Source organism: Bradyrhizobium sp. 153, from assembly GCF_023073835.1.
Lineage (GTDB): Bacteria > Pseudomonadota > Alphaproteobacteria > Rhizobiales > Xanthobacteraceae > Bradyrhizobium.
Genome location: NZ_JADPKH010000146.1, coordinates 47,423 through 62,381 on the forward strand (window position 1 = coordinate 47,423; position 14,959 = coordinate 62,381).

At 64.3% G+C, this 14,959-nt stretch carries 14 protein-coding genes; 5 read left to right on the plus strand and 9 right to left on the minus strand.

Annotated features, from left to right (window positions below; all coding sequences use genetic code 11):
- Positions 1–3 precede the first annotated feature (3 nt).
- The 4 genes from IVA91_RS32570 to IVA91_RS32585 form a co-directional block, all read right to left on the minus strand.
- Positions 4–1,212, minus strand: a complete 1,209-nt coding sequence (locus tag IVA91_RS32570) for a beta-ketoacyl-ACP synthase (protein WP_247276835.1) — start codon at positions 1,210–1,212, stop codon at positions 4–6.
- Positions 1,209–1,679: a 3-hydroxyacyl-ACP dehydratase FabZ family protein gene (locus IVA91_RS32575; RefSeq protein ID WP_247276836.1), complete on the minus strand. Its 471-nt coding sequence runs from the start codon at positions 1,677–1,679 to the stop codon at positions 1,209–1,211. The genes IVA91_RS32570 and IVA91_RS32575 overlap by 4 nt, the downstream gene beginning before the upstream one ends.
- Positions 1,680–1,689: 10 nt before the next feature.
- On the minus strand, positions 1,690–1,977 hold the full coding sequence (locus tag IVA91_RS32580; protein ID WP_094974763.1) for an acyl carrier protein: 288 nt from the start codon (positions 1,975–1,977) through the stop codon (positions 1,690–1,692).
- 220 nt (positions 1,978–2,197) lie between these two features.
- On the minus strand, positions 2,198–2,539 hold the full coding sequence (locus IVA91_RS32585) for a hypothetical protein (protein ID WP_247276837.1): 342 nt from the start codon (positions 2,537–2,539) through the stop codon (positions 2,198–2,200).
- A gap of 319 nt (positions 2,540–2,858) precedes the next feature.
- On the opposite strand from IVA91_RS32585, the gene IVA91_RS32590 reads away from it, so the two are divergent.
- Positions 2,859–3,482: a ParB-like protein gene (locus IVA91_RS32590; protein WP_247276838.1), complete on the plus strand. Its 624-nt coding sequence runs from the start codon at positions 2,859–2,861 to the stop codon at positions 3,480–3,482.
- A gap of 135 nt (positions 3,483–3,617) precedes the next feature.
- Positions 3,618–3,767, plus strand: a complete 150-nt coding sequence (locus IVA91_RS32595; RefSeq protein ID WP_247276839.1) for a hypothetical protein — start codon at positions 3,618–3,620, stop codon at positions 3,765–3,767.
- A gap of 117 nt (positions 3,768–3,884) precedes the next feature.
- On the opposite strand, the gene IVA91_RS32600 is transcribed toward IVA91_RS32595, so the two are convergent.
- The 3 genes from IVA91_RS32600 to IVA91_RS32610 form a co-directional block, all read right to left on the minus strand.
- Positions 3,885–4,385 (minus strand): MgtC/SapB family protein, encoded by a 501-nt coding sequence (locus IVA91_RS32600; protein ID WP_247276840.1) that lies wholly within the window; start codon positions 4,383–4,385, stop codon positions 3,885–3,887.
- 10 nt (positions 4,386–4,395) lie between these two features.
- Positions 4,396–4,974: a peroxidase-related enzyme gene (locus IVA91_RS32605; protein ID WP_247276841.1), complete on the minus strand. Its 579-nt coding sequence runs from the start codon at positions 4,972–4,974 to the stop codon at positions 4,396–4,398.
- Positions 4,975–5,197: 223 nt separating this feature from the next.
- The gene (locus IVA91_RS32610; protein WP_247276842.1) at positions 5,198–6,937 is read right to left on the minus strand and encodes a DUF87 domain-containing protein; all 1,740 of its coding nucleotides are present in this window, start codon (positions 6,935–6,937) and stop codon (positions 5,198–5,200) included.
- 446 nt (positions 6,938–7,383) lie between these two features.
- On the opposite strand from IVA91_RS32610, the gene IVA91_RS32615 reads away from it, so the two are divergent.
- On the plus strand, positions 7,384–8,352 hold the full coding sequence (locus IVA91_RS32615) for a catechol 2,3-dioxygenase (protein ID WP_247276843.1): 969 nt from the start codon (positions 7,384–7,386) through the stop codon (positions 8,350–8,352).
- On the opposite strand, the gene IVA91_RS32620 is transcribed toward IVA91_RS32615, so the two are convergent.
- Both IVA91_RS32620 and IVA91_RS32625 read right to left on the minus strand, forming a co-directional pair.
- Positions 8,349–11,879, minus strand: coding sequence for a molybdopterin cofactor-binding domain-containing protein (locus IVA91_RS32620; RefSeq protein WP_247276971.1), 3,531 nt, complete (start codon positions 11,877–11,879; stop codon positions 8,349–8,351). The genes IVA91_RS32615 and IVA91_RS32620 overlap by 4 nt on opposite strands.
- Positions 11,879–12,361 carry a (2Fe-2S)-binding protein gene (locus IVA91_RS32625; RefSeq protein ID WP_247276844.1) on the minus strand — a complete coding sequence of 161 codons (483 nt, stop codon included), beginning with the start codon at positions 12,359–12,361 and terminating at the stop codon, positions 11,879–11,881. The genes IVA91_RS32620 and IVA91_RS32625 overlap by 1 nt, the downstream gene beginning before the upstream one ends.
- 244 nt (positions 12,362–12,605) lie before the next feature.
- On the opposite strand from IVA91_RS32625, the gene IVA91_RS32630 reads away from it, so the two are divergent.
- Both IVA91_RS32630 and IVA91_RS32635 read left to right on the plus strand, forming a co-directional pair.
- Positions 12,606–14,063: a 6-hydroxynicotinate reductase gene (locus IVA91_RS32630; RefSeq protein ID WP_247276972.1), complete on the plus strand. Its 1,458-nt coding sequence runs from the start codon at positions 12,606–12,608 to the stop codon at positions 14,061–14,063.
- On the plus strand, positions 14,060–14,956 hold the full coding sequence (locus IVA91_RS32635) for a UPF0280 family protein (RefSeq protein WP_247276845.1): 897 nt from the start codon (positions 14,060–14,062) through the stop codon (positions 14,954–14,956). The genes IVA91_RS32630 and IVA91_RS32635 overlap by 4 nt, the downstream gene beginning before the upstream one ends.
- The last annotated feature ends 3 nt before the right edge of the window (positions 14,957–14,959 follow it).

Sequence of the window (14,959 nt, forward strand, 5' to 3'; positions counted from 1 at the left end):
GAGCTAGCTCACTGCCTCGATCAGCGCCATGCCTTCGCCGCGCCAGTGTCCGGCCCCTATCACCACGATCTGGGTGGGCGCGCCCTGCATTTCAATCTCGGTCCCGGTGGAATCATTCGGCGGGAACAATGCACCGCGCGAGATCGACAGTGCGGCCAGGGCAATTCCGAGCGGGAATTGCGTTTCCATGGTGTGGCCGAACATGGTGCCGGTCGAGCGCACCGGCAGATCCGCATGGCCCCTCAGGAAGCTGCGCTCTTCCGAGGTCGCGGGCTCGGCGCCGGTCGCGCCTGATATGATCGCGGCCTTGCCCTCGCGCTTGGGCAGCTTTTCCCAAAGCTTCTCCAGCGTCGAGGCCATGTCGCCAGGCTGCTTGCGGCGGGCAAGGTCGGCGACGACGCTGGTGAGCTTGGCGAACGGCTTTGCGCCGCGCGCCTCTGCATGCGCCTTCGACTCCAGTACCAGGAAGGCGCCGGCCGAACCGAGCGCGAAGCCGGGACGGTCCTTGCGCGCCCACACCGGAGCGAACTTGTCCTTCAGGTTGAAGTCGCCGAATTCGTAGAGGACCATCAGGTCCTTGCGTTCGCCATTGTGCGAGCCACCGACCAGCGCAATGTCGCTCTCACCCGAGGCGATGCGCGCGAGCGCAATGCGGGCGGCGTCCGCGCCCGCGACCTCTTCGCCCATGAAGGTGCGCGAAGTGCCGCCGAGACCATGGACGATGGCGATGTTGCCGGCGAGCAGGTTGGAGAGCTGGGCCAGGAACAACGTCGGCCGCAGGTCGCTCATCAGCCGTTCGTTGAGGAAGCCGGGGGCGTTGGCGCCCTTGGCCTCGGCCGTGAGCACACCGGTGTCGACGTTGAGATCGCGCTCGCCGCCGCCTGCGGCCACCACCATGTCAATCTTCGACAGGATATCCTTGTTGCCCTTGATCCCGGCGGAATCGAGCGCCAGGCCCGCGGCATAGGTGCCAATACGCTGCCAGGCTTCCATCTGGCGCTGGTCGCCCTTCTTCGGAATCTGGCTGTCGAAAGAGACCGGCATCAAGGGATGCACGATGTAGGGCGCAAAGCCCTTCTCGTCGACATTGATGCGCTTCTCCTGGAGCGCAGCCCAGTTGGCGTCGAGCCCCTCGCCGAGCGAGGTGGCAAGTCCAATGCCGGTGATCCAGACTTCCGTCTGGGCGGGCTTCGTCGCGAAGGTGTCGGTCATGGCGAAACGGCCTGTTGCGGAAAGCCGACGCGTTTGGCGATTGCGTCCATGTGTCCGCGCATATCCGCATTGGGAAAGGGAATCTGCGTGAAGGTGAGCGTCGAATTCGCGCGCAGCTTGCCGCCGACCCGGATCTTGGCTTCGGTGACCGCGTAACCCGAGCCTTGATGGGACAGGGTCGCCTCGATGCTCATGACATCACCGGGGTAGACCGAGCCGCGGACCTTGGCCTCCTTCACGGCGGCGAGGATCGGCATGCGCTCGAACTTCAGCACGCCGAGCTGAAGCCAGCCCGAAGCCTGCGCCATCGATTCGATCAGGAGCACGCCGGGCATCAGCGGATAGCCCGGGAAGTGTCCCTCGAAGATGGTGCTTGCGTTCGGAACCTGGGCCTCGACGACAATCGTCTTCTCGTCGACGTTTAAGTCGACGATCCGATCGATCATGTGGAAGTATTCGAGTTGCATGGCCGCGCGCTTAGGCGCCCGCGCCCTTGGCCGCGACGAGCTCGTCGATGCGCGCGCACAGGTTCTTCAGCACGAAATACTGCTCGGTGGTCGCCTTGCCGTCGTTGACCTCCTGGGTCCACTTTTCAAGCGGCAGCTTGATGCCGAACTGCTTGTCGATCGCGAACGCGATATCAAGAAAATCGAGGCTGTCGATGCCGAGATCATCTATGGCATGGCTATCCGGCGTGATCGTGTCGCGCGGGATGTCGCAGGTTTCAGCGATGATCGTGGCGACCTGATCGAATGTGGAAGACATCACTAAGCCTTTGATATATTGCAGGTATTTGTCAGATTCCAGAGTGGCACGGTGGGTGGGCATCGCGCCCCTGATGACGCCCTCAAACCCCCCTCTGGCCGGGTCGAAAGCCCGTATATCGGAGCGCCGCCCTGAGTTCAATGGAGCCGGCCAGGCGCGGAGACAGGGCTGGGGATGCCCGCCACGGGCCGTCCAGTGAGGGACCGCCGGCAAGGCGCGCCTAGATGTGCGGCGTCGTGATCTTGACGCAGTCGCGGCGGCCCATCAGCACGCAATCCTGAGTCCGGCGCAGGTCGGCAATACTCACGGCGAGCCAAATCCCGATCGCGGTCAGCGCGATGGTGAAGGCGAGCGCCGCGATATTGGCGAGCATGCGGTGGCGGAAATCGTCCGGTCCGGTGCGGGGCTGCTCGTAGCGCGATAGGTCGAGCGGCTCCGGCGCCGCGCGCAATGACTGCACGGTGCCGCTGCCCCGGCGAACCATGGCGGAAGGCGAGGTGCGCGGCCTGAATTGGAGCACCCGGTGCTCGTCATCAGAGCTTATGGGCCGCTGGCTTTTCATAGGGCAGGGGATCACTCCGAAGCAGCGATTTTTAAATAGCATACGTGATGAGCGCGTTGCAGAAAATCTTCTCAACGCCCAGATGCATTTCCTATTCGCACTATTTTGCATAGCGCGCCGCCAAGCGTCACGAGCCGGCCGTAAAGTGGTCAAGAATATGCGGTTGCGTTGCAATATTGGCCGGGGAACTCACGCGTGCTCTCGTCCACATCGGCTTGTGATCTGCGCGTGCAGCCCAACGCCTTTGCCGTCGCTGGGGCGATGGCATAGTCCAGGGAACCTGTTCCGCCAATCGCAACCAAGTGAGAGACCGTTCGAGATGACAAATACGCGCGAGCCGAGAGTGCACCCGGTCCCCATCCTGTCGCTGCGGCCGACGCAGATGACGGTCGGCATGCGCGAGGTCAAGGAGAAGCGCAAGCGCTGGCGCGAGCACGACAAGAAGAAGCAGGCCGACCTGCTCGGCAAGCACATGATCCCCGTCGTCTACGGCCCGGACCAGCGCTATTACGTGATCGATCATCATCATCTCGGCCGCGCATTGCACGACGAGGGCATCAAGGAGGTGCTGGTCACCATCGTCGGCGACCTCAGAATGGTCGAGCGCGAGGCGTTCTGGGGCGTCCTGGACAACAAGCGCTGGGTCTATCCCTACGACGCCAAGGGCGAAAGGCGGCCGTTCCGGGACCTGCCGAAATCGGTGGCCGACCTCAAGGATGACCCGTTCCGCAGCCTCGCCGGCGAGCTCCGCCGCATCGGCGGCTTCGCCAAGGATACGACGCCATTCTCCGAATTCCTGTGGGCCGACTATCTGCGCCGAAAACTCTCGCGCAAGCTGGTCGATGCCGATTTCGACAAGGCGCTCGAGAAGGCCATGTCCTCGGCTAGAAGCAAGGATGCGATCTATCTGCCCGGCTGGTGCGGGCCGGCGGACGAGGATTAGAGGCACATGGATACTGCACCGCAATCCGACCTCATCACAGCCTCTTGAGCGAAATCATTTTCCGCCCGCATGAAGCGGTCCTGAAATAGAGCCGTCCCATCCTTTGGGGCAATCGGGCTCACACGGGAGGCAAGAATGCGCCGTCTGGTTTTCGCTGTTGCCCTGCTCGCCCTTGCGTCAGCGGGGGTTTCGGCCTCGTTTGCGGCAGTTCACCATGCCAAGACATTGACGTTGACGTTTGCCGAGCGCTTTGCTCCGGCACTCGAGTTGATGGCAAAGCGCTAGCGGCATAGCGCTTCGTAGCCGCACGCAATGCATCACCGCGACCCCTGCTCGTACGGAGTCGCTGGACCCTGCGGCGGAAGGTGAGCGCGCGGCGAGCGCACGGCGAGCCGAAAGCGCCTAAACGCTGCTTTCAGGCTTCTGCTCGGAGGCTGTTTCATGCAGCAGTTCCTCCTGGCCACCGAGCATCCGGTGCAGCCAGCGCTCGACGCGGCGGCCGACCGTCAGCAGAACGAAGGCGAACGCCAGCGCGGCTGCGACGATCTTCCATTGTCCGGTGCCGCAGACGATGCCCAGACAGGCAGCGAGGAACGTGCAAGCCGCACTGGTCAGGCCGCTCACGCGAAAACCTTTGCTCTCGTGGACAATGACGCCGGCACCGAGGAAGCCGATCCCGGTCAGGATGCCCTGGATCACCCGGCTCGCCGCATCGGTGATTCTGCCGGGCTCGGCGAACTCGACCGCGAGCAGCACGACGGCCGCGGTGGAGAGCCCGACGATGCCGAGCGTCTTCAGTCCGATCGGCTTACCTTGCAGATCGCGGTTCAGGCCGATCGCTCCGCCGGCAAGCGTGGCGCTGCCGAGACGCAGCACGATTTCGGGCCAGTCGAGCTCGGTCATTGCCTGTCGATCACTTCTTCGGCAGTCGTCCCATCAGATAGAACTCCTCGTTCGGGCGCATGCCCGTGAAATTCGCCAGCCGATTCGAAAGTGCGAAGAAGGCGGAGATCGCAGCGATGTCCCAGATGTCGTCGTCGCTGAAGCCGTGCGGCGCGAGTGCTGCGAAATCGTCCTCTGAAATCCGCTGCGCCTCGGCCGAGACCTTCATCGCGAAGTCGAGCATCGCCTTCTGCCGCGGCGTGATGTCGGCCTTGCGGTAATTAATCGCGATCTGGTCCGCGATGAGCGGATTCTTGGCTCGAATGCGCAGGATCGCGCCATGCGCGATCACGCAATATTGGCATTGGTTGGCCGCCGAGGTCGCGACCACGATCATCTCGCGCTCGGCCGTGGTGAGGCCGCCGTCCTTCTCCATCAGTGCATCGTGATAAGCGAAGAAGGCGCGAAACTCGTCGGGACGATAGGCCAGCGTCAAGAACACGTTCGGCACGAAGCCGCTCTTCTCCTGCACGGCGAGGAGCCGCGTGCGGATGTCGTCCGGCAGCGTGTCGAGGGCGGGGGCGGGGAAGCGTTGCGCGGGCTTTGTCATTTGCACGGACTCCGGCTTGGGGGCGGCAAACATAGTCGATGCGGGCGGCCGTCTCAACGTGCTGCATATTCCGTGGGGCGCGCCCCGGACGCAGCGCAGCGCTTGTCCAGCGGTGCCCTGCAGAGCCGGGGCCCATCTTTCCGAGAGTGCGGTGCGTGTGGCGTGGGTCCCGGCCCTGCGCAGCAGCGTTGCACGCTGTAGCGCGTCCGGGACACGCGCGGCCTTACCTCAACGGCTTCTTCAGCAGCGAGAAGCGGTCGGGATCGAGGCCCATCGACGGTTGCAGCATCGGCGCTTCGAGGCTGGACAACGTCTTGGCGGGAGGGGCCGAGAACAGTGGATCGTTTGGCACGTCGCGCTGCGAGGTGGCGCCGCGCCAGCGTTCGAGCACGGCGCTGACGAAATGCATGTCGTGACCGGAGGTGACCGAGGGCACGCTGCTGATGGTGGCTTCGCCGCGCGGCAATTGATGCGGCGGCACCTCCTTGAAGCGCAGCCGCGTCGGCAGGGCGACGCCTTCCCCGAACGCCAGCACTTCGCGGGTGCCGAGCGAGGGCACGAAGGACAACAGGTTGGCGGCCGCGTCCGACACGGCGGCGCGGAGCAGCGCTTGGTCGCGCTCGTTGGCGAGACGCATCGTGAACAGCGTGTTGCACTGGGAGATGATGGTGGCGTCGAGCTCGGCCGGGCGCTGGGTGATGAGGCCGAGATAGACGCCGTATTTGCGGCCCTCTTTAGCAATGCGCGAAACAGCCTTGCGGGTCGGCCCGAAGCCGATGTTGCGGTCGGCGGAGGCGTAGCGATGCGCTTCCTCGCACACGAACAGCAGCGGCGAGACGCCGTCGCTCCACAGGCCGAAGTCGAAAGCCATGCGGCAAAGCACCGAGACGACGGAATCGATGACCTCGGCCGGGAAGCCGGCGAGCTGCATCACCGTCATCGGTTTGCCGTTGGCCGGCAGGCGGAACAAATGGCTGATCACCTCGGCCATGGTGTCGCCGCCAACATTGGCGTTGTCGAACATGAAGGCGTAGCGCGGGTCGTTGCGGACGGCCTCGATGCGCGAGATCAGTTTGTGATAGATGATGCGCGACGAGCGGTTCTCGAGCTTGCCCATGCGCTCGTCGATCAGCGAGATCAAGTCAACCAGGCGATACGGCACTGGCGTGTCGGCGGTGTAGCCGACCTGCTTGGGATCGATGCGCTTGAGACCGATGCGGTCGGCGTTCTGGTACTGGGTATAGACGCCCTTCGCGATCGGGATCACCTCGGCGAGAATGTCGAGCTCCTCAGGCACGCCCGCGCGGCCGCCGAACAGCACGTCGACGATTTCCTCGAAGTTGAACAGCCAGAACGGCAGCTTTAGATTCCGCGGATTGAGCACTAGCGCGCGATCGCCGAAGCAGCGGCCATATTCGTTGTGCACGTCGAGCAGGAAGATGCGCAGGTTCGGACGCGCCTTCAGGATCTCGTTCAGCAGCAGCGAGACGCCGGTCGATTTGCCGACGCCGGTCGATCCCAGCACCGCGAAGTGCTTGGACAGCATTTCCTCGACGTCGACATAGGCGACGACCGAGCGGTCCTGCTGGAGGAAGCCGACATTGATCTGGTCCGACCCGATCGGCGCGTAGATCGTGCGCAACTCCTGGCTCGTGATCAGGTCGACGGCATCGCCGATGGTTGGATAATTGGTGACGCCTCGCTGGAATTTCGGCTTGTCGGTGGCGTTGAGGATCTCACCAAGCAGGTCGACCGAGGCAATCGCAATGTAATTGTCGCTAGCCGACAGGTTTTCGCAGGAGACCTCGGTGATCATTGCGACGATAACCGAGTTTGCGCAGCGGATACTGACGAAGCGGCCGACGGTCGCCCGAACCTCCGAGACCGGCATCCGGCTTTCCGCCAGAAGCCCGACCCGGGCGAGCGATCCGCGAACCGAAATCACGCGTCCAAAGGATGTCACAATGAATGAACCTGGCAAGAGCAACGGGTTTGGTCCGGACTATGCGCAGCCGTCGCTGCACAAACGGTTAAGCCGCAGGCGCGGCCGCTTCGTTAAATCCGCGGCAATCCGGCCGAAAGGTGGTTTCCTATCCGCGTTGAGAGAAGAAATGGCAGGAAAAAGCTACATTGGGAGGTTCAGGAGAGCCGAAGGCGGTTAAGGAAGGCTTTACCATTGGAGGCAGTCAGGGTTCCGCCGTTCGGGAGTAATTGTTCCCGGGAGCGGCGCGCCCTCCCGTTGGAAGATGTTTGATTTGTTGACGAGACCTAATGATTTGTACATTAGTACAAATGAACCGACGGCTTCAGTGTCCGCCATGGCGTGGGCGCATCGCAGTCTCACGCCCGATTGCGGGATTCGGTCCTGCGGATCGCAGCCAACGCTGACGGCGACGTTTGGAGGGAAGCATGCAGCCCGAACCGATCCTCGATCTCGCCCATCTCGGCCACATGGAGCTCTTGACGCCGAAGCCTGATGAAAGCCTGAAGTTCTTCGTCGATGTCATGGGCATGACCGTGAGCGGGCAGAACGGCGAGTCGGTCTACTTGCGCGGTTGGGACGATTACGAGCGCTATTCGCTCAAGCTCACGGCCTCGAAGACCTCGGGCATGGAGCACATGGCGTTGCGCGCGCGCAGTCAGCAGGCCTTGGAACGCCGAGTCGCCGCGCTGAAAGGCTCCGGCTTCGATATCGGCTGGATCGACGGCGATATGGGGCAGGGGCCGACCTTCCGCTGCCGTGATCCTGATGGACACATCGTCGAACTCTATTACGAGACCGAATGGTATCAGGCGCCGCCGGAGCTGAAGCCCGCACTGAAGAACCAGGCCCAGCGCTTTCCGGCCCGCGGCGTCAACGTGCGCCGGCTCGACCATCTCAACTGCCTCGCCGTCGACATCAAGGCCAACCGCGAGTTCTTCGAGAACTATCTCGGCTGCCGTCTCACCGAGCAGATCGTGCTGAACGACGGTCGTGAAGCCGCGATGTGGCTGACGATGTCGAACAAGAGCTACGACTTCGCCTATTCGCTCGACCATTCAGGCACGCCCGGCCGCTTCCATCACGTCACCTACGCGCTCGACAGCCGCGAGGAGATTTTGCGCGCTGCAGACATTTTCCTGGAGAACGGCGTGCACATCGAGACTGGCCCGCACAAGCACGCGATCCAGCAGACCTTCTTCCTCTACGTCTATGAGCCTGGCGGCAACCGCGTCGAGGTCGCCAACGCCGGCGCGCGTCTCATCCTCGCGCCGGACTGGAAGCCGATCGTGTGGACCGAGGAGGAGCGCAAGAAGGGCCAGGCCTGGGGCCTGAAGACGATCGAGTCGTTCCACACGCATGGCACGCCGCCGGTGGAGATCAAAAAGCACGCCTAATTTGCGGATGCGCGTGCGCGCGCGATCGTCTCGCGCACGCCGGTCCAGGCCGGCTTCTCCGGTGCGAACTGCTTGCGCAGAAAGGTGACGAGCTCCTCGACCTGCGCGTCGCTCAGGCTGCCCTTGAAGGCGGGCATGTAGCCGAGATCGCTCGACACCGGATCGGCAATGCCGTGCAGGATCACCTGCACGAGATTGTCCGAGCTCGCGCTATGCAGATTGCTGTTGAGCGCGAGCGAGGGCCTGGTGCCGAACAGCGGCGGGCCGCCGACCTCGTGGCAGACCGCGCAGGCGCCGACATAGAGCCGCGCGCCCGTGGACGCGCCGACAGTGACTTGCGTCGCGTTCTCGAGTTTTGTTGCGAGCGCGTCTTGCATTTGTCCGTCGCTCGCGGTGTCATTGAAGGAATTGAGATAGACCGCCATTGCGCGGATGTCCTGATCGGACAGGGCCTTGAGGTCCCGGACGATCGGCGCCATCGGGCCGGCCGCGACGCCGTGATAGCGCGAATGACCAGTGCGCAAGTAAGCGAAGAGTTCGTCCTCGTTCCACGGAATAGGTGCGCGGGAGAGCGAGGTCAGGGCCGGAGCTTCCCAGCCTTCGGCAAAGCCTCCGGCGAGATAGGCCTGGCGCTGCTCGGCACCGAGTGCATTGCGCGGCGAATGGCAGGCGCTGCAATGGCCGAGACTCTCGACTAGATAGGCGCCGCGATTCCAAAGCTCAGACTTCGCGGGATCGGGCTTGAATTCATCCGCCTCGTGAAACAGCGCGTTCCATCCCGCGAGCAGTGGCCGAAGATTGAAGGGGAAGGCGAGCGCGTTGGCAGGCTGTGTCGCGCGCACCGCAGGCTGTGCCATTAGGTAGGCATAGAGCGCCTGCAGGTCGGCCTCGCTGGTCTTCGAAAAATGTGTGTAGGGGAAGGCAGGATAGAGCTGCCGTCCGTCGCGATGCACCCCGTCGCGCATCGCGCGCTCGAAGGCGGGGTAGGACCAGGCGCCGATGCCGGTCTCGACATCGGGCGTGATGTTGGTCGAGTAGATCGTGCCGAACGGCGTTTCCAGCGCACGGCCACCGGCATTGAGCGCGCCTCGAACCGTCGTATGGCACTCCGCGCAATTGCCGAGCGCCGCGAGTTGTTCGCCGCGGGCGATCGTTGCCGCGGAATAGACCGACGCGTCGGGTTGGGCGATGGGTGCGATCGCGCGCCCCGGCAGCAGCGCCGCGCCGACTCCGATCGCGGCGGTGCAGACGGCCGCGATCGTCGCAAAGATACCGGCGCGTTGGGCGAACGGATTCTCCCAGATGCGGGATGGCGGCGGGGTGGCCGGCGCGGGCAGGGCCTGCGGCGCGGCCGCCGCATCGCCGTGCAATCCCCTGAGAATGCGTTCCGGCGTGAATGGCGGCTCGCGAAAGCGCACGCCGGTGGCATCGAAGATCGCATTGGCGATCGCCGCCGCGCTCGGCACTGAGGCAGATTCGCCGACGCCGAGCGGCGGCTGGTCCTGACGCGGCAGCATCAGCACGTCGATCTTGGGCACGTCTGGGAAGGGGATGATCGGATAGGCCCCCCATTCGCGCGCTGCCACCGCGCCGCGCTCGAACGAGACCTCCTCCATTAGCGCGCGGCTGGTGGACTGGATGACGTTGCCGTGAATCTGGTGACGCACGCCGTCCGGATTGATCATCAGGCCGGAGTCCTGTCCGGCGACCACGCGCGTGATGCTGACGTCGCCGGTGCTTTTGTTCACCGCGACGTCTGCAACCCAGGCCGACCACGCCGCGCCATAGCCGGGGAACTTGCTGTGGACGTAGAGCGCATAAGCAAAGCCACGCCCGTGCACGATCTCGCCGTCTTTCTCTTCGCGGACCGGTCGCGGCGTCCAGCCTGCGCGCTCGGCGACCGCATTGACGAGGTCAACGGCGCGCTGATCCTTCAGGTAGCGCAGGCGATACTCGATCGGGTCGACGCCGGCCTCTGTCGCGGCCTCATCGATATAGGATTCATGTGCAAAGGTGTTCGGCAGCGCCGAGACGCCGCGAAACCAGGACGCGCGCACGATCGGCGGCATGTCGTGGGCGACGACGCGCATGTGGTCGTAATCGTAAGGCGGAATAGCGGTGCGGTCGCCCATCTGGAGCACGGCGGGCTCGGGCGAGATCCGCCCGGTCAGCAGCAGCGCCAGGGTCGGCGCGGCGTTCGAGGGGTAGCGCGTGGCGAGATCGTAGGCAGCGATGCCGCCGCCGGCGTCGAGGCCGCCATTGACGTCGATGAGCTGCGCGGTGCCCTTGGGTTCCCAGGCGTGCTCCTGCTCGCGCGTCAACTGCACGCGCACGGCCCGGCCGACCGCGCGCGACAGCAGCAGGGCGTCCGCCGTGACGTCATCGGCGCAGTTGCGGCCATAGCAGCCGGCGGCCTCCAGCCGGATCACCTCGATCTCGCTCTCCGGACGCTCGATCAGCAGCGCCAGATCGCTGCGCAGCACGTGCGGGTTCTGCGTGCCGGACCAGACGCGGATGTTGCCATCCTGGAAGTCGGCGACCGCGCAGGACGGGCCGATCGAGGCGTGCATCTGATACGGCCAGACATAAGTGCGCTGCATCGGCTTGGCCGCGCCCGATATCGCCGCGTCGACGTCGCCCTTGTCGATCAGCGTGCGCGGCGTCGATGGATTGGCGCGCAGCGCGCTCTCGACATCAGCGAGATCGGTCAGCGCGGGTGTCGGCTTCCAGCTCACCTTGAGCTGCTCTGCCGCCCGGATCGCATTCTCCTCGCGCTCGGCGACCACGCCGACGAAATCACCGATGCGCACGACGGCAACCAATCCGGGAATGTCGCGCACCGACGCCTCGTCGAGGGCGATCAGGCTGGTGCCGACGAACGGACCGGCATCGACGCCGGCATAGGGCGGACGCACCACGCGGCCGTGCAGCATGCCGGGCACGCGGATGTCGTGCACGAAAGTTAGCTCGCCCGTGGCCTTGGCCGGCAGGTCGACCCGCGGCACCGACTGGCCGACGATGGCATAATCGCCAACCGCCTTGACGACGACGTCATCGGCAAGCTCCAGGCTGATCGTCTCGCCGCCGATCAGTTCGCCATAGCTGACGCAGCGATTGTCGGGCCCGCGCACGAGACCGTCGTCGATCTTAAGCTCGGCCGCCGGCAGTTCGAGCCGCTCGGCCGCGCGTGCGATCAAGAAGTGCCGCGCCTGGGCTGCGGCCTTGCGCAAGGGCACAGCCGTGATCTGGATCGTCTCGCTCGCGATCGTCGCGCCCTGGTTCGGCACCAGTGCGGTATCGCCGAGCACGATGACGACGCGCGCAAAGGACACGTCCAACTCTTCGGCGACGATCTGGCCGAGCGCCGTGCGGATGCCGGTGCCGAGATCGACATGGCCGTTATAGGCTGTGATCGAACCGTCCGCGGTGATGCGGACATAGGTCTCGGTTGTGACCTCGTCCACGGTGCGCAAGACGACGAGCGAACCGGATGGCCGCTCAGCTCCGTTCGAATGGGAGGAGACCATCAATCAGCGGCCTCGGTGAGCTGGCCGGAGGCGCGCATCACCGCGCGCAGGATTTCGACATGCGTGCCGCAGCGGCAGAGATTGTAGCGCAGTGCCGCCAGCGCTTGCTGTTCGGTCGGCCGCGGATTGACCGCGAGCAGCGCCTTGGTGGTCATGATCATGCCGTTGAGGCAGTAGCCGCATTGCGCGGCCTGCTCGTCGATGAAGGCCTGCTGCACGATGTCCGGCTTGTCGCGCGTGCCCAAGCCTTCGAGCGTCACGATGTCGCGGCCATCGCAGCCACTCACGGGAATCACGCAGGAGCGTGCCGCGGCCCCGTCGATCAGGACAGTACAGGTGCCGCATTCACCGAGGCCGCAGCCATATTTCGGCCCGTTGAGCGCGAGGTCGTTGCGCAGCACGTAGAGCAGCGGCGTGTCTCGCGCCGCAGTGACCTCGTGGATCCTGCCGTTCACGGTGAGGCGGATCGGTGTCTGCATCATCCTCGTTCCCAAGCCCTGTAAACACGCGATTTGTAAGTCGCGACGATACCGTTTGTACACAAACGTGCAAGCCGTCATGCCGCACTGCAGCGCGACTGCCTCCTTTGTGGACAGGGCGGATAGGCATATGAGCTTTTATGCGGCAGGTGCACCTTTTGCGCCGCACCGCCGCTTGACAGCCATCGGGACCGCGCGCAACATCGTTCGTATACGAATGATAACCGCGGTGTCTGCTGGCTCTGACATGGTGATGGAAACGACGAGCGCTGCCATCGACAAGATACGCTGCGATGCCTGTCCGGTGATGTGTTATATCAAGCCGGGTGCGGCGGGAGCTTGCGACCGCTACGCTAACCACGACGGCAAGCTCGTTCGCGTCGATCCGCACGTGATCCTGGAGCGCACCGTCTCGCATGGCGGCAAGCTGGTGCCGTTCAGCCGGACCGAAGACTGGGACGGCAAGATCGTCCACGAGCCTTCAACCTTTGTGACGGCGATCGGCGCGGGCACGACCTATCCCGACTACAAGCCGGCGCCATTCATCGTCTCCGCGGAGGTCGACGGCGTCGACATGGTGACTGTGGTCACCGAGGGCATCTTCTCCTATTGCGGCGTCAAGGTGAAGATCGACACCGATCGCTATCTCGGGCCGGAGACCGCGACCGTTCGCGCGCAAGGCGAGGCGGTGGGCCACGTCACCACCAGCGAATACGGCTCGCAGATGCTCTCGCTCGGCGGCGTGCATCATCTCACTGGCGGCTCCAAGAAAGAGGGGCGCGTCACCTGCGACACGCTGATGGATCTCGCCAATTGCAAGGCGGTCGAGCTCACCATCGACGGCGGCGCGACCGTGGTGGTGCAGGCCGGCCAGCCGCCGATCGTCAACGGCGTGAAGGAAGAGCGCATGCGGGTCGGCTGCGGCTCGGCGACGATCGGCATGTTCGCCAAGCAGTGGCATGGCAAGGTCGACGAGGTCGTCGTGGTCGATGACCACATCACTGGCGTGCTGTCGGAACATCAGGCCGGCAAGCTGCTCGACATCGCCGATACCGGCATCAAGATGAAGGGCCGGCGTTCGACGCCCGGCCGCTATTTCCAGGTCGCCGAGCCCGGCACGGGCTGGGGGGGCACCAACATCTCGGATCCGCTCTCGATTCTCGGGCCGTTTGATGCCAAGCAAGCCAAGCCCGGTCTGACCATGCTGATGGTCTCCACCACCGGCGAGCATTCGTCCTATTATGTCCTCGACGAGGCTTTGAAGCCGGTCGAGACCGAGATGCCTGATGACCTGAAGTTTTCGGTCGAGCGCATCCAGGAGAATTGCGAGCCGGCACTCTGCACGGTGCTGTTCATGGCGGGTGCCGGCGGCTCGTTGCGCGCCGGCGTCACCGACAATCCGGTGCGGCTGACGCGCTCGGTTAAGGACGCACTGACGCGCGTCACCAGCGGCGGCGCGCCGGTCTATGTCTGGCCCGGCGGAGGCATCACCTACATGGTCGACGTGACGCAGATGCCGGCGGGTGCGTTTGGCTACGTGCCGACGCCGGCGCTGGTCGCGCCAATCGAGTTCACCATGATGCTGTCGGACTATGCCGCGCTCGGCGGTCACATGGATCATGTGAAGCCGCTTTCCGAAGTGCAGAGCGGTGACGACGTCCGTCAATTGCCCTGGCAGAACCCGATCCCGGGACGTCGGGCATGACACGGCGCCCGCAAATCGCATTCCTGTCTGACGGCCGGCGGCTGCATTTGCAGGATGGACCGATTGATTTGATCGTGGAGGCGAGGGGGCCTGCGGACGAGGTGCGCGCGGCCTATGAGGCTGCAGCGTGGCGGTTCACCGGATTGTTGGATGAGCTCTGCGCGGAACTGCCGGAGCTGCGGACGGCCGCTGAGGAGCGGACTTCGCTGAAGGGCGTGGTCGCGCGGCGGATGCATGCCGCTGTGTCGCCCTACGCGGCTGATTGCTTCGTCACGCCGATGGCCGCCGTTGCTGGCAGTGTGGCGGAGGAGATCCTTGGCGCAATGCTCGGAGCCGCGACACTCAATCAAGCCTACGTCAACAATGGCGGCGACCTCGCGCTTCATCTTGGCGAAGGCGAGCATTTCTCTGTCGGTCTGATGGATCGCCCTGATGGCTCCGGCGTGATGCGGACCATGAGGGTCGATTCGGCCGACCCTGTACGCGGAATCGCGACCAGCGGACGCCACGGTCGTAGTTTTTCGCTCGGCATCGCCGACGCGGTGACGGTGTTGGCTGCAACGGCATCGCAGGCCGATGCGGCGGCCACGATCATCGCCAACGCGGTGGATCTGCCGAGACATCCGGCCATCATCCGCAAGCCCGCCAACGAGCTTCAGCCTGACAGCGATCTCGGGGCCCGTCTTGTCACCCGCGAGGTCGGCAAGTTGTCGCACAATGAGATCGCGGCCGCGCTCGAATCTGGCGCGGAATGTGCACGGCATTTATTCGATCGCGAATTGATCGAGGGTGCCGTATTGCAGCTTTGTGGTGATATGCTTGTCATCGGACCAAAAGATATCGAACGGCAACGATCGCGCCCGCCTATGCTGGAGACTGCGGTTCATGCCTGAACA